This window comes from Saccharopolyspora sp. NPDC050389 (genome assembly GCF_040655595.1).
Lineage (GTDB): Bacteria > Actinomycetota > Actinomycetes > Mycobacteriales > Pseudonocardiaceae > Saccharopolyspora.
Genome location: NZ_JBFAKG010000003.1, coordinates 154,998 through 169,937 on the forward strand (window position 1 = coordinate 154,998; position 14,940 = coordinate 169,937).

The following is a 14,940-nucleotide window of genomic DNA, read 5'->3' on the forward strand; positions in this document are numbered from 1 at the left end:
CCGCCGCCCGGTTCGTTACCGGCGTCCCCCGGAAGGGCTATCGCCGGTTTCGAGTTGCGGGTCGCGAACACCCCGCGTAGACGGGTGGGTGGCCCGCCTCACCGATCGCCGGAGGATCACCATGCCCACCGTCGCCGACCAGTTCATCGAAGTGCTCGTGCAGGCCGGCGTGCGCCGGATCTACGGCATCGTCGGGGACAGCCTCAACCCGGTGGTAGACGCGGTCCGCCGCACCGAAGGCATCGAGTGGGTGCACGTGCGCCACGAGGAGGCCGCAGCGTTCGCCGCCGGTGCCGAAGCGCAGCTGACCGGGCGGCTGGCGGTGTGCGCGGGCAGCTGCGGGCCGGGCAACCTGCACCTGATCAACGGCCTGTTCGACGCGCACCGCAGCGGCGCGCCGGTGCTGGCGCTCGCCTCGCACATCCCGTCCGAGCAGATCGGGACCGGGTTCTTCCAGGAGACCCATCCCGAGGAGTTGTTCAACGAGTGCAGCCACTTCTGCGAGCTGCTCTCGCAGCCCGAGCAGATGCCGCGCCTGCTGCGCACCGCGATCCAGACCGCGTCCGGCCGGCGCGGCGTCTCGGTGCTGGTGCTGCCGGGCGATGTCGCGCAGAAGCCGGCCGCCCGGCCCACCGGCCAGGGCATCGTCGAGTGCGAGCCGCCGGTGGTGGTGCCGTCCGGGGACCAGGTGGCCGCGCTGGCGGAGAAGCTGAATGCGGCGGAGCGGCCGATGTTGTTCTGCGGTTCGGGAACCCGTGGCGCGCACCAGGAGGTCATGGAACTCGCCGGGCGGCTGAACGCGCCGGTCGGGCATGCGCTGCGGGGCAAGGAGTGGATCCAGTACGACAACCCCTTCGACGTCGGGATGAGCGGGCTGCTCGGCTACGGCGCCTGCTACGACGCGATGCACCGCGCGGACCTGGTCGTGCTGCTGGGCACCGACTTCCCGTACGACAACTTCCTGCCGCAGGCCCACACCGTGCAGGTCGACATCGAACCCGCGCACCTCGGGCGGCGCACGGTGCTGGACCTCGCCGTGCACGGCGACGTCGCGGAGACCATCCGCGCCGTCCTGCCGCGCGTTTCGCAGAAGGCGGACCGGTCCTTCCTGGACCGGATGCTGCGCGAGCACGCCGGCCAGCTGGAGCGCGTCGTCGACGCCTACACGCGGAACGTCGAGACGCAGGTGCCGATCCACCCGGAGTACGTCGCCGACGTCCTCGACGACCTCGCCGCCGACGACGCGGTGTTCACAGTGGACACCGGGATGTGCAACGTGTGGGCGGCCCGCTACATCACGCCGAACGGCCGGCGGCGGGTGCTCGGTTCCTTCGTGCACGGTTCGATGGCCAACGCGCTGCCGCAGGCCATCGGCGTGCAGATCGCCGAGCCGCGGCGCCAGGTGATCTCGATGTCCGGCGACGGCGGGCTTTCCATGCTGCTCGGCGACCTGCTGACGCTGCGCACCCACCGGCTGCCGGTGAAGGTCGTGGTCTTCAACAACTCCTCGCTGGGCATGGTGAAGCTGGAGATGCTGGTCGACGGGCTGCCCGACTTCGGCACCGATCACGAGCACGTCGACTTCGCCGCGCTGGCGGCCGCCGCCGGGATGTACTCGGTGCGGGTGGAGAAGCCAGGCGAGGTGCGCGACGCGCTGGCCGACGCGTTGGGCCGACCGGGGCCGGCGCTGGTGGACGTGGTGACCGATCCCAACGCGCTGTCGATCCCGCCGCGGATCACCGGTGATCAGGTGAAGGGGTTCGCGCTCGCGGTCAGCCGCACGGTTCTCTCCGGCGGCGTGGGCAAGATGGTGCAGCTCGCGCGCAGCAACCTGCGCAACGTGCCGCGGCCGTAAGCCGCCGTTCCGCGACCGAGCGGCGCCCCGTCCTGCGAGCCAGGGCGGGGCGCCGCTGCGTTGTGCCGCGCGGATTCGCTTTTGCCTGCCACGGCAAACGGGAGCCTGGCGAGCCGCAATCCGGGTGACGCCCATTCGGCGCAATCACCGGAATATGCCGGTGACACTTATGTCGTAAGGGTGATGGGGTGGTGACGCAATGTGGGGATGCGTGGAGTATGGGGATCATGACAGTCAGTCCCACGGTGCGCCGTCGTCGCCTGGCCGCGGAATTGCGGCGGCTGCGGGCGCAAGCCGAGGTCACCCAGCAGCAGGCCGCCACCCACCTCGGCTGCACGCAGGCCAAGATCGGGCGCTTCGAAACCGCCAAGCGGTCGCCTTCTGTCGGCGATGTCTCGGCACTGCTGGACTTCTACGGGGTGGACAGGGCCGAGCGGGACCAGCTGATCAACCTGGCGCGAGATGCCAGGAAACACGGTTGGTGGCATTCCTACAGCGATGTGCTGCCGGAGTGGTACGAGACCTACGTAGGGCTGGAAGCCGAAGCATCTTCAATTCACACCTACGAGTCCGAGGCCATTCCGGGATTGCTCCAAACGCGCGAATACGCGTATGCGCTGACCAAGGCGACGCTCATTCGAGCGGATGATTCGGAAATTATCCGAAGAGTCGATCTGCGAATACAGCGCCAGCAGCGGGTCGTCGGTGCGAACCCGCTGGAGCTGTGGGCGGTCGTCGGAGAAGCGGCGTTGCGGCGCTGCGTCGGTGGCAACGGAGTGCTGCGCCGCCAGCTGGAACACGTGCTCAAGCTGGTGGAAATGCCGCACGTGACGCTGCAGGTCATGCCGCTGGACGCCGGTGCCCATCCCGCCCAGGCCGGGCCGTTCGTCATCCTGCGCTACCCGAATCAAATTGACCCGGACGTGGTTTATCTGGAAACCCATGTGGGCGGGCTTTACCTCGAAAGGGAGATCGAGCTATCGAACTACGTGATGATGATGGACCATTTACGGGCGCATGCGATAGATCCTGAAGGTTCCATTCAACTCCTTCAACAACGTATAGGAGAGCTGTAGATGGCAAGCATCACCGGCTGGCGCACGAGCACCCGGACCCAGGGCCAGGGCCAGTGCGTCGAAGTCGGCTTCGGTTCCGACTTCGTCGGAGTTCGCGACACGAAGAACCGTGCCGCCGGCCAGATAACCGTCGCGGTACAGCGCTGGAACGAGTTCGTGCGCGGCCTGAAGCACGGCAGCTTCGACTCCTGACCAGCAGTGGCTCCGCTCCCGGGGAGAGCGGAGCCACCATCCACCGGACAGGCGCCCGGCAGGTCAGCCCCGTTGCAGGAACGGCGCGAGCAGCCCCGGGACCGCCTCCTCCGCCAGCCGCAGGCCCGCCTCGGTGCTCACGTCGTGCACCTCGTAGACGCTGTTCCCGGCTGCTGTCGTCGCACCGATGGTCAACAGATCCGAGCGCCGCTGGAACACGGTCCGGTTGATGCGCCAGCCGATGATCCCCTCGCGTTGCAGGGCGACAGTGCGGCGAATCCCGGTGCCGGAGCGGGCGATCAGGTAGCGATCGGTGATCTCGTGGCCGAGGTTGCGGTAGGCGTCGAGCGCGAAACCGACCGCCACCGCGACCGTGACCACCCCCACGGCCACGGTCGCCGCGACCGGCAACCAGCCGAACACCGCGGCCACCACGGCCGCCGCGATGAACGGCACGGCCGAAACGAGAGCCCAGGTGATGCGCCGCCGCAGCGCGGCTCGCGGGTGCCGGCGCAGTTCGCCGCGGAAGGGCGACTCCCGCTCCCGCAGGGCCTCGGTCGCCACCCGGTGCGCCTCCGCGCGGGGAGCCGGCGGCAGCAGGGTCTTGTTGTCCGGCTGGTGTTCTTCCTGCTTCTGGTTCAACCCGGTGGCAACGGCGTGCAGCCGCGCGCCGCGGGCCCAGCGCAGCAGCAGCGGCTCCGCCAGTTCGACGCCACGCAGGCGGCGTTCCTCCAGCGAGACCGACCGGGTGGTGAGCAACCCGCGCTTCACCCGCAGCGTGTCGCCCCGCTCCCGGGTCAGCCGGAAGCCCCACCACATCTCCACGGACAGAACGATGGCACCGAGCACGCCCACGACCAGCGCGATGGCGGCCGTGGCCCCGATGACCAGCCACAGCGACGACGCCAGCACGGCGTGCGCGATGCTGTCGAAGACGCCGAAATTCGCCAGCAGTTCTTTGAACGACCCGACGGCCGAGGCGATCGCGCCCCAGACGATCAGCATGAACGACACGGTCAGCGCGGAGAAGCGGAACCACGCGGGGTTGAGGCGGGCGAGCGTGGTCTCGCCGATCCCGGCGCTCGCCGCGGTGCTGCCGGAGGTGCTGCCCGCCGCGGTGCCCGCCGCGGTGCCCGCCGCGATGGCCGGCTCGGTGGCCGGCTCGCGGTACGGTGCAGTGTCCGAAGTGGACGAACTGCCGAACAGCAGTTCCTGGCGCAGGGATTCGGCGTGGTGGCGGGAGATCGCGTCGAGCTTGAGCTCGCTGGCATCGCTGGCCTGGCCACCGGTGCCGACCTTGACCGTGGTGACCCGGAACAGCCGGTGGCTCGGATCCGCCGTGAGGTCGACGCTGCGGATCCGCTCGCGCGGGATCCAGCGGTGGTTACGGGTCAGGACGCCGTGGCGCAGCTCGAAGCGCTCCTCGGTGATCCGGTACCAGGTGAGCCACCAGTCCGCCGCGGTGTACCCGGAGATCAGCACCGCGATGCCGCCCCAGATCAGCGCGGTGACCAGCAGGGTTCCGGGCTTGGCGTCCGACAGGAACATGATCCCCGCGGTCGGCACCAGCGGCGCCAGCACCAGGACGGCGGCCGCCGCGATGGTCTTCGGATCCAGACGCCGCCACTGCCCGTCGATGACGCTGCTCATGTGGCATCTCCCGGAGTGGCCTGCGTGGTGGCCGTCAGGTGCTCGACGAGCGACGCCGCGACGTCCCGGTCGAGGCCGGCGATCGTCAGCGGGCCGGCCGCGGACGCCGTGGTGACCGTGACGCTGGACAGGTTGAACAGCTGCTGCAGCGGGCCGCGCACGGTGTCCACCGTCTGGATGCGGGACATCGGCGCGATGCGCCATTCCTGGCTCAGCCAGCCCTCGGCCGTGTAGACGGCGTCCTCGGTGGTTTCCCAGCGGTGCACGCGGTACCGCCATTGCGGCATCACCAGCACGTAGGGCACGCCGAGCACGGCGACCACGACGAGCGCGAGGAGCAGCCAGAACCGCGCCGGTGGGATGAACACCGCCGTGACCGCCAGCGCGATCAGCAGCGGGGCGACGAAGACCAGGGCCTGCGTCGTCCACCAGCCGATGGCGCGGCGTTCGACCCGGTTGCGCGGTGGCCGGAGCCGGAGCCCGGCGGAGTTCGTGTTGGTTCGGGCGGCCACTGTCGGCCCCTCTCTGTCTCGCCTTGGTGCGGCCATTGTCGCAGCGCCTCGCGGGTTTCCCGGCCGGCCGGTACCGGCCGGGAAACCGGTGCGGTGCGGCAGGCTCACAGCGACTTGAGCTGCGGCCAGATTTCCGTCCAGGCGCCGAGTTTGCCGGTGCAGAGCCAGATCGGAATTTCGCCGTCGGTCAACTGACGGACGTCGGAGAACCGCGTCCGCAGATCGGTCGGGTCGCCGACGACGAGCACGGAGTCGATCTCCTCGGTCGGCGGCGGGAAGTAGCCGTAGCCGCGGTGCGGGCTGTAGACCTGCGGCAGTTCGTGTTGCGCGCCACCGACTTCGAGCATCGCGGCGACGATGTAGCTGTCGCCGAGGATCGCGGTGTGCTGCTGCTGTTCCGGCGGCAGCGCCGTGTACGCGGCGGAGGCGTCGCGGGCCAGCGAATCCGCGTCCGCCGTCCCGAACATCTGGGTCATGGTCGTGGACGCCCACATCATGTAGCCCGCCGCCGCGCCCGACAGCGCGAAGGCCGGCCAAGCCGTCCAGCCGAATCGGGTCCGCCGGGATTCCCGGCGCCGCTGGAACCCGACGGCTCCGGCGGCGATCGACACGCCGTAGAGACCGATCAGGTAGTACGGCCGCGCGGCCGTTGCGATGAAGAAGACGTACAGCAGCACGGTCGCGATGGCGAAGAACCGGTACGACCGCAGCTCGGGGGAGCGCATGAGCCGCCACAGTCCGAACAGGAACAGCGCGGTGCCGGCGACACCGGCGAAGAGCACGAGGTTCACGGCGGTGCCGCCGCGGCCACCGGAGAGTATCGGCGACTCGTCCGCGACGATCGCGCCCATCTGCAGCTGCGGCCAGCCGTTGAACGCCTGCCAGAGCACCGTCGGCAGGGCGATCAGCGCCGCGATGCCGACGCCGCCCCAGAACATCGGGCGGCGCAGGATGTCCCGCGGGCCGACCAGGAGCACGCTGATCAGCAACGCCACGCACAGGATCGCGACCTGGAACTTCATCTGCATGTTGATGCCGAGCGCCACGCCGAACAGCAGCAGCAGTCGATCATCCGGCCGGCCCAGGTCGCGCAGCCGGACCCAGCGCACCAAGCACCACGTGAGCACGAGCCACAGCAGCGGTTCGAAGGTGTATGGCGTGACCCAGTGCCCGACCAGCACGGTCCACAGGCCGGTGGCTCCGGCCGCGCCGGCCACCGCCTGGGCCCGCCGGTCGCCGCCGAACTCGCGGGCCAGCATCGCGGTCAGCACGACGATCGCGGCGGTCGCGAGCACCGCGGGCAGCCGGAGCACCGGCAGCATCCCCGGGGCGATCCAGTCCATCGCCGCCGCGATCAGCGGCGCCAACGGCGGCTGGTCGACGTAGCCCCAGTCCGGGTGGTACTTCCCGGCCGCGAGCATGTAGACCTCGTCGATCCAGTAGCCGCCGAACGGGCTGAACGCCAGCTGGGCGGCCGCGGCGAGACCCGCGATGGTGTACACCGGCCCCTTCGCGAGCGGCGGTATCTCGGTTCGGGTCGGCGGTGGTGGTTGCGGGCTGAGCAGCTGGGCGCTCATCATTTCCCCCAGGTCTCGACTGGATTGTGAATCCATTGAAGCCGGGTTGATCATCTCGCCGACACTGCGCTTCGTAGCGCTTCGATCGACCGAAAGTTGCGGCTCCCGGAGGCGGGTGCAACTTTCGTCTACGTCTGGCCGTCGCGAGTGGGTTCCTCGCCGATCCCGAACATCCGGTTAACTAACGTGTTCCACGTGAAGCGCCCGTTGTGGCGGCTGTTGTGGAACTCCAAGCGCGAGGCCGCGTTCGACGTGTGCCTCGTGATCGGGTTGCACCTGCTCGGCCGCGTCCTCGAAGCCCTCTACCCGTCGGACACCCCGCCCGAGGTGTACGACTGGATCGGCGGGCTGTGGGCGAACGACCTGCTGATGACCCTGCTGGCCATATCGTTGCTGGTCCGGCGACGCTTCCCGGTGACGATCATGGCCGTCAACACGGTGCTCTCGATCGCGCAGGTGCTGCTGATCGAGTTCGGACCGGGGCCGCTGCTGGGGATCAACCAGCACGGCGATCCGTGGGTCCCGGGCCTGACGCCGTGGATCATCTACGCCGTCGCGGCCTACACGCAGGGCCGCACCAAGCAGTTCATCGCCTGGGACATGGTCGCCATCGTCACCGTGCTCGCGATGCGGCCGTGGGACCCGAACTTCCGCGAACTCTTGGTCGTCTCGGTGATCTGGACGATCTTCCCAGCCGTCCTGGGGCTCTACATCGGTGCGCGCCGCCGCCTCGTGCAGGCGTTGCGGGAACGCGTCGAGCGGGCCGAGTACGAGCAGGAGCTGCTCGCCGAGCAGGCCCGGGCGGACGAGCGGACGCGGCTGGCCACCGAGATGCACGACGTGGTCACGCACCGGGTCAGCCTCATGGTGCTGCAGGCCGGTGCGCTGGGTGTGGCCGCCAAGGATCCGGAGATCAGGCAGGCCGCCGAGGAGCTGCGCACCAGTGGCTGCGAGGCGTTGGAGGAACTGCGGGATCTCGTCGGCGTGCTGCGGCGCGGCTCGACCGACGACGACGGCCTCCCTACCGCGGCCCCGCCGACCGAGGTGCCGGATCTGTCGGAGCTGATCGGGCGGTCCGAGGCGGTCGGGGTGCCCGTTGAGTTCACTGTGGACGGTGATCCGGCGATGGTTTCGGCGGCCGTCGGGCGGACCGCTTACCGAGTGGTGCAGGAGGCGCTGACGAACGTCCACAAGCACGCGTTCGGTTCGCGGGTGAGCGTGCACGTGCTCTACAGCGACGACCGGCTGCGGCTGGTCATCCGCAACACCGAGCCGACGGGCCGCGCCGCGGAAGACCTGGCGGGCAGCGGATCTGGATCCGGCCTGCTGGGGCTGCAGCAGCGGGTGGAGCTGGTCGGTGGCACGTTCCACGCCCGACCTGGCGCCGACGGCGGCTTCGAGGTGGATGTGATACTCCCTGCGTACGTGCCCACTGGGGAGGCGGTCGGCGATGAGTGATCCCATCCGTGTCGTCGTGGTGGACGACGAGCCGATGGTCTGCGCGCACCTGCGCACCATCCTCGGTTCGGCCGAGGACATCGAGGTCGTCGACGACGCGCAGGACGGCGCGGCGGCCGTCGAGTGCGTGGTGCGGCACCGGCCGCACGTGGTGCTGATGGATCTGCGGATGCCCGGCGTGGACGGGCTGACCGGGATCGAGCGCATCTGCAAGCTGCCCGATCCGCCGGCCGTGGTGGCTCTGACGACCTTCGACGCCGACAAGTACGTGCTGCGCGCGTTGCGGGCCGGGGCGGCGGGATTCCTGGTCAAGTCGACGCCGCCGGAGGATCTGATCGGGCTGGTGCGGGTCGCCGCCGACGGGCACACCGTGCTCTCGCAGGAGGCGAAGAAGCGGCTGCTCGCGGCGTCCGGGGAGGAGCAGAGCAGCCGGCAGCGGGCGGTGGAGCTGGCGCGGGACCTCACCGACCGCGAGATCGAGGTGCTCACCTGCCTGGGGCAGGGGCTGTCCAACGCGCAGATCGCCGAGCGGCTGTTCCTGTCGGAGGCGACGGTGAAGAGCTACGTGTCGCGGATGCTGGTGAAGCTGTCCTGCGCGAACCGGCTGCAGGCCGGGCTGCTCGCCTACGACGCGGGCCTGGTGCCGCGGTAGAGATTGTTTCCAAACTCGTTTTGCCTGGCGGTGCGGGTGGCGGCCCCCCTGCGGGAGTTACAGACGCCGCCTGGCTGTGGGATCCCCGACTTATGTATGTCCAATACGCGGCGTCGGGGCTGTCCTCGCTAGGCACCGTCTGAGAACCCGCGGCGGTGCCGGTTGCGAGGGTGGGCTAAGCGGCTGCGCCGCTTCAAAGCCAGCGGTAGGTCATCCGAGGTGGTCGCGGGCGTTACGCCGAGAGGTTCAACGATCAACCTGTTGGGCTCCCCCGATTGGCTCTGGAATATTCCACCGGGAATTAGGTAAACCAGACGTGGCACGTTCCGATCGAGGCGGTCGGGGCCTCGGAACGCGCCTGCCGTCGGTTCGGGGATCGATGGCGAACACCGGTCGGAGGGGTCCGGCCGAGGTTGGGGTGTCCCCGGTGCAAATCGGGGTGCACCGGGGACATTTCCAGTCGCTGCGCGCTCCGGGCGCCGGAAAGTCGAGCATTCCAAGGGATTCGCGAACCGTTCGTCTGATTGGCGGCGGGAGTTCGCGCTGCGTTCGTGCCGGATCGTGGTGAATCCGCTTCGGTGGCAAGGAAAAAGTGGTCGAGCAGGTTGACGCGCGGCACCCCGCGGTGTAGGCCGTTCGGGCTCCGAACTGTGGAAAGTGGTTGCGCGGACTGGTTAAAACGGCAAATTCGGAGGCTTTCCCGGTAGGCGGGGCGCCGATATCGTTTCGATCAAGTTCGTCGCTGTGCGTAACGGCCCGGCGGAAGGCAGGCCGCCGGGCAGGATTCGCAAGCGACCCTTGGGACAAGGAGTACAACGATGGTCGATGCCCCACGTCGCCTGGCCCGGTTCGCCGGAGTCGCAGCGATCGCCGTCGCCGGTCTGACCACGGCCTCCGTCGCGCAAGCGCAGCCGTCGGACGTCAGCCCGTTCATCGTCGGCGGCGAAGACGCCAACATCGCCGACCACCCGTTCACCGTCGCGCTGGTGACCCCGGACGGCCAGCAGTTCTGCGGCGGCTCGCTGGTCGCCCCGGACAAGGTCCTCACCGCCGCGCACTGCACCGTCGGCTCGCAGCCGACCGACATCAACGTGGTCAGCGGCCGCACCGTGATCTCCTCGGACGAGGGCACCGTCTCGAAGGTGACCAACGTCTGGGTGCACCCCGAGTACCAGGACGCCGCGCAGGGCTTCGACGTCTCGGTGCTCACCCTCGAAGCGCCGGTGCAGGAGGCGCCCATCGAGCTGGCCACGGCCGACGACCCGGGCTACGCGCCGGACAGCCAGGCGACGATCCTGGGCTGGGGCAACACCACCGAGGGCGGCCAGCAGGCCGACAACCTGCAGAAGGCCACCGTGCCGGTGGTCTCGGACGAGACCTGCAGCGGCGCGTACGGCGAGTACAACAAGGACGCCATGGTGTGCGCCGGCGTGCCGGAAGGCGGCGTGGACACCTGCCAGGGTGACTCGGGCGGCCCGATGGTCGTGGACAACAAGCTGATCGGCGTCACGTCGTGGGGCGAGGGCTGCGCCCGCCCGGGCAAGCCCGGCGTGTACGCCCGCGTCGGCGCCTACCACGACGACATCGCGGCGCAGATCGGTTCCTGACCCCGATGCCGTGAGCGGTGCTGGCTGACAGGCCATCACGACTCACGACCAGAAGTAGAAAGCCGCGGGTGGTGCGCCACCCGCGGCTTTCTACTGCGCGGTGATCTTGCGCAGCCAGACCGACAGGCCGAGCTCGGCATCGGAGTGTTCGGCGAAATCCCCGGCGGGAGCGGGGGTTTCGCCGATCTCGACGGCCAGGACGGCGGCGGCGATCTCCTCGGCGTGCGCCTGCAGAGCCTCGCGCAGCTCGCCGGTCGCCCGCCAGCGCAACGCGATCCGGTCGGCGATGTCGAGCCCGTCCCGCTTGCGGCAGTCCTGCACGAAGCGGATCGCCTCGCGGGCCAGCCCCGCGCGCCTGAGATCCGGGGTGATCGCGGTGTCCAGTGCGATGGTCACCTCACGCTGCGATTCCACCACCCAGCCGGTGCGCGGCACCTCGCTGATGATCACGTCTTCGCCGGTGAGCGGCTCCGCCCGCCCGTCGACTTCGATCGTGGCCCGGCCCGTCGCGCGCAGCTCCCGGGCCAGGGCAGCCGGATCGGCGGAGCCGACCGCCGCCGCGGCCTGCTGGGTGCGGTTGCCGAACCGCTTGCCCAGGGCGCGGAAGTTCGGCTTCACCGACACGTCCAGCACCTCGCCCGCGGCGCTGCCGAGCGGTTCGATGCGCCGCACGTTGAGCTCGTCGGCGAGGTCGGCGAGCAGTTCCGCCGGCAACGTGGCGCTGACCAGCGCGCGGCCGAGCGGCTGACGCACCTTGATGCCGCTGCTCTTGCGCGCGGCGCGGCCCGCCTCGGCGAGCCGGCGCTCGACGTCCACTTCGGACAGCAGGGCGGCCTCGACCAGCGCGAGATCCGGTTCCGGCCAGGTGGCGAGGTGCACCGACTCCGGCGCGCCCGGCCTGCCCGGGCGGATGATGTCCTGCCACACCTGCTCGGTGATGAACGGCACGAACGGCGCGAGCAGCCTGGTCAGCACGTCCAGGCAGTCGTACAGCGTGCGCAGGGCGTTGCCGTCGCCGTCCCAGAAGCGCTGCCGCGAGCGGCGGACGTACCAGTTCGACAGGTCGTCGACGAACTCCGCCAGCGCCCGCCCGGCGCCCGCGGTGTCGTAGTCCTCCAGCCGAGCGTCGACCTGCTCGGCGAGCAGGTTGACCCGCGCGAGCACCCAGCGATCCAGGATCGGGCGCTCTGCGGGCGGATCGGCGTCCGCCGGGATCCAGTCGACGAGCGAGGCGTAGCGGCTGAAGAACGACGCGGTGTTCCAGTACGTCATGAGCACCTTGCGGACGATCTCCTGCAGCGGCCCGTGCCCCACCCGCCGCGCCGACCAGGGCGAACCCGTGCAGAGCATGAACCACCGCAGGGCGTCGGCGCCGTGCGCCTCCATCAGCGGCAGCGGCTCCAGCACGTTGCCGAGGTGCTTGCTCATCTTCCGGCCGTCCTCGGCCATGATGTGCCCCAGGCACACGACGTTCTCGTACGCGGAGCGGTCGAACAGCAGCGTCCCGACCGCCATCAGGGTGTAGAACCAGCCGCGGGTCTGATCGATCGCCTCGCAGATGTACTGCGCCGGATATGTCCTCGCCAGCTCCGCGACGCTGCCGGGTGCGTGCGGGTAGCCGAGCTGCGCGAAGGGCATCGAGCCCGAGTCGAACCACGCGTCGACGACCTCGGGCACCCGCGCCGCCGAGCGCCGGCAGGTCGGGCAGGGGAACTCGATCTCGTCCAGGTACGGCCGGTGCGGATCGAGGTCGGTGAAGTCCTGGCCGGTCAGCCCGCCCAGCTCGGCGCGGGATCCGATCGCCGTGACGTGACCTTCCGGGCACCGCCACAGCGGCAGCGGCGTGCCCCAGTAGCGGCTGCGCGACAGCGCCCAGTCGACGTTGTTGTCCAGCCAGTTCCCGTAGCGGCCGTGCTTGACGTTCGCCGGGAACCAGTTCGTGCGCTCGTTCTCCCGCTGCAGCGCTTCCCGGATCGCCGTGGTGCGGATGTACCAGGAGAGCTGCGCGTAGTACATCAGCGGCGTGTGGCAGCGCCAGCAGTGCGGGTACGGGTGCTCGAAAGTGCTGTAGTGGAACAGCAAATCGCGGTGCTGGAGATCTTCGACCAGCACCGCGTCGGCGTCCTTGAAGAACATTCCGCCGACCAGCGGGACATCGGCGGCGAACCGGCCGTTGCCGGCGATCGGGTTCACCACCGGCAGGTCGTTCTCGCGGCAGACGGCCAGGTCGTCGGCGCCGAAGGCGGGCGCCTGGTGCACCAGGCCGGTGCCGTCCTCCGTGGACACGTACTCGGCGAGCACCACGCGGTGCGCGTCCGGGATGTCGACCAGGTCGAACGGCCGCCGGTACCGCAGCCCGGCCAGCTCGGCGCCCGGCAGCGTCGCGAGCACCTCGCCGTCCGCGCCGAGCACCGCCTCGACCAGCGGCTCGGCCACCACGACGGTGCCGCGCACGGTACGCACCACCTGGTAGTCGACCGCCGGGTGCACCGCGACCGCGGTGTTGGAAACCAGCGTCCACGGCGTGGTCGTCCAGATCAGCAGGTCGACGTCGTGGTGCCCGGCGATCGGGCCGTCGACGGGGAACCGCACGTAGACCGACGGGTCGTGCACGTTCTCGTAGCCCTGCGCCACCTCGTGGTCGGACAGCGTCGTCTCGTCGCGCGGGCAGTACGGAGCCACCCGGTAGTCCTCGACCAGCAGGCCGGCGGCGAAGATCTGCTTCAGCGCCCACCACACGCTGTCCACGTAGCCCGGCGACATCGTCCAGTAGGCCTCGGACAGGTCGATCCAGTAGCCCATCCGCCTCGTCACCGCCTCGAACTCGCCGACGTAGCGCTGCACCGACTCCCGGCAGCGGGCGTTGAACTCGGCGACGCCGATGCGCTCGATGTCCGGCTTGCCGCTGATGCCGAGCTCCTGCTCGACGGCCAGCTCCACCGGCAGCCCGTGGCAGTCCCAGCCCGCGCGGCGCGGCACGGAGCAGCCCTTCATCGTCTTGAACCGCGGGAAGACGTCCTTGAACGCCCGCGCCTCGACGTGGTGCGTGCCGGGCATCCCGTTGGCCGTCGGCGGGCCCTCGTAGAACACCCAGCGCGGACCGCCGGCGGACTGGGCGAGGCTGCGCTCGAACACCTCGCGGGCGCGCCACCACTCGATGATGTGCCGCTCCATGGCCGGCAGCTCGATCGCGGGCGCGACCGGCCGAAACGGCGTATCCGGCTGCTGCATCCCTATATGCTCACATCTTCCCCGGTCGCGGACCGGGGGAAATTCCCCGCGCGGCGCACCGCGTCGGCGTTGTCCTCGCGAGACGGCTGGAGGATGCGATGTCGCTGCCGGTGGTGTCCGACGAGGTCCGGCAGGCAGTCGCCGAGGGCCGCCCGGTCGTGGCGCTGGAGTCGACGATCATCACCCACGGGCTGCCGCGCCCGGAAAACGGCGAGGTGGCCCGGGCCGCCGAGCGGCAGATCCGCGCGGCCGGAGCGGTGCCCGCGACGATCGGCGTCGTCGACGGAGTCGCGACGGTGGGCCTGACCGGCGCGCAGCTCGACCGGCTGGCCGACGACCGCGCCGCGGTGAAGGCGAGCGTTCGGGACCTGCCGGTCGCGGCGGCGAAGCGCCGCAACGCCGGGACCACCGTCGCGGCGACGTCGTTCTTGGCGCACCGCGCGGGTATCCGCGTGTTCGCCACCGGCGGGCTCGGCGGAGTGCACCACGGCGCGACGACGAGCTTCGACGAATCGGCCGACCTGGTGACCCTGGCCGGCACGCCGCTGGTGGTGGTCAGCGCCGGGGTGAAGTCCATTTTGGACGTTGCCGCCACGCTGGAACGGCTGGAGACGCTGAACATCCCGGTGCTCGGCTACCGGACGTTGCGCTTCCCCGGCTTCTACGTCGCCGATTCCGGCCACGAGATCGAGTATTCGGCCGACACGCCGGAGGAAGTCGCGGCGGTGGTGGCGGCCCGGGACGAGCTGGGCTTGCGCTCTGCTGTGCTGGTGGCGAACCCGGTTCCGGCGGACGAGCAGCTCGACCCGGGCCTGCACGAACGGGCGCTGGCCGAGGCGTGGGAGGACGCCCGGCGGCAGGGCGTCGGCGGCCACGACATCACGCCGTTCCTGCTGGACCGGATCCGCAGCGCCACCGGCGGGCGCAGCCTGGCGGTCAACATCGCGGTCTACCGGAACAACATCGCGCTGGCCACCGACATCGCCACCGCCCTGACCGGGGCGGATTAGCTGGCGTTTCAGCTGGTCACGGGGCCGTGAGTCTTTCGTGCAGCCAGTTCGAGACCGGCCCGCCGGGCACCCGCTTAACGGTGATCGCGGCGAGGTGCGGACGCGAAGGCGGGGAGGAGA

Annotated in this window: 11 protein-coding genes; 7 read left to right on the forward strand and 4 right to left on the reverse strand. The window is 70.1% G+C overall.

The window, feature by feature from the left end; genetic code table 11:
• The first annotated feature begins 121 nt into the window (after window positions 1–121).
• The 3 genes from AB0I53_RS03015 to AB0I53_RS03025 all read left to right on the forward strand — a co-directional run bounded on the left by AB0I53_RS03015 (window position 122) and on the right by AB0I53_RS03025 (window position 3,123).
• Window positions 122–1,855, forward strand: coding sequence for a pyruvate dehydrogenase (locus AB0I53_RS03015; RefSeq protein ID WP_358595508.1), 1,734 nt, complete (start codon window positions 122–124; stop codon window positions 1,853–1,855).
• Between the two features lie 227 nt (window positions 1,856–2,082).
• Window positions 2,083–2,931: a helix-turn-helix transcriptional regulator gene (locus tag AB0I53_RS03020; protein WP_358595510.1), complete on the forward strand. Its 849-nt coding sequence runs from the start codon at window positions 2,083–2,085 to the stop codon at window positions 2,929–2,931.
• A complete protein-coding gene (locus AB0I53_RS03025) occupies window positions 2,932–3,123 on the forward strand; it encodes a DUF397 domain-containing protein (protein ID WP_358595512.1) in 192 nt (63 codons plus the stop codon). It begins immediately after the preceding gene.
• A gap of 63 nt (window positions 3,124–3,186) precedes the next feature.
• Here AB0I53_RS03025 and AB0I53_RS03030 read toward each other — a convergent pair whose 3' ends face one another.
• The 3 genes from AB0I53_RS03030 to AB0I53_RS03040 form a co-directional block, all read right to left on the reverse strand.
• Window positions 3,187–4,773, reverse strand: coding sequence for a PH domain-containing protein (locus tag AB0I53_RS03030; protein ID WP_358595514.1), 1,587 nt, complete (start codon window positions 4,771–4,773; stop codon window positions 3,187–3,189).
• Entirely contained in the window at window positions 4,770–5,285 is a 516-nt protein-coding gene (locus AB0I53_RS03035) for a PH domain-containing protein (protein ID WP_358595516.1), read from the reverse strand. Before AB0I53_RS03035 ends, AB0I53_RS03030 begins: the two co-directional genes overlap by 4 nt.
• 104 nt (window positions 5,286–5,389) lie before the next feature.
• Window positions 5,390–6,862, reverse strand: coding sequence for a glycosyltransferase family 39 protein (locus AB0I53_RS03040; protein ID WP_358595519.1), 1,473 nt, complete (start codon window positions 6,860–6,862; stop codon window positions 5,390–5,392).
• A gap of 195 nt (window positions 6,863–7,057) precedes the next feature.
• Between AB0I53_RS03040 and AB0I53_RS03045 the strand changes: the two genes are divergently transcribed.
• The 3 genes from AB0I53_RS03045 to AB0I53_RS03055 all read left to right on the forward strand — a co-directional run bounded on the left by AB0I53_RS03045 (window position 7,058) and on the right by AB0I53_RS03055 (window position 10,579).
• Entirely contained in the window at window positions 7,058–8,320 is a 1,263-nt protein-coding gene (locus tag AB0I53_RS03045) for a histidine kinase (RefSeq protein ID WP_358595521.1), read from the forward strand.
• The gene (locus tag AB0I53_RS03050) at window positions 8,313–8,972 is read left to right on the forward strand and encodes a response regulator transcription factor (RefSeq protein WP_358595525.1); all 660 of its coding nucleotides are present in this window, start codon (window positions 8,313–8,315) and stop codon (window positions 8,970–8,972) included. Before AB0I53_RS03045 ends, AB0I53_RS03050 begins: the two co-directional genes overlap by 8 nt.
• 818 nt (window positions 8,973–9,790) lie before the next feature.
• Window positions 9,791–10,579 (forward strand): serine protease, encoded by a 789-nt coding sequence (locus AB0I53_RS03055; RefSeq protein ID WP_358595527.1) that lies wholly within the window; start codon window positions 9,791–9,793, stop codon window positions 10,577–10,579.
• Between the two features lie 90 nt (window positions 10,580–10,669).
• On the opposite strand, the gene ileS is transcribed toward AB0I53_RS03055, so the two are convergent.
• Window positions 10,670–13,810, reverse strand: a complete 3,141-nt coding sequence (ileS, locus tag AB0I53_RS03060; RefSeq protein WP_358595530.1) for an isoleucine--tRNA ligase — start codon at window positions 13,808–13,810, stop codon at window positions 10,670–10,672.
• A 98-nt stretch (window positions 13,811–13,908) separates the two neighbouring features.
• Between ileS and AB0I53_RS03065 the strand changes: the two genes are divergently transcribed.
• On the forward strand, window positions 13,909–14,820 hold the full coding sequence (locus tag AB0I53_RS03065) for a pseudouridine-5'-phosphate glycosidase (protein WP_358595533.1): 912 nt from the start codon (window positions 13,909–13,911) through the stop codon (window positions 14,818–14,820).
• The last annotated feature ends 120 nt before the right edge of the window (window positions 14,821–14,940 follow it).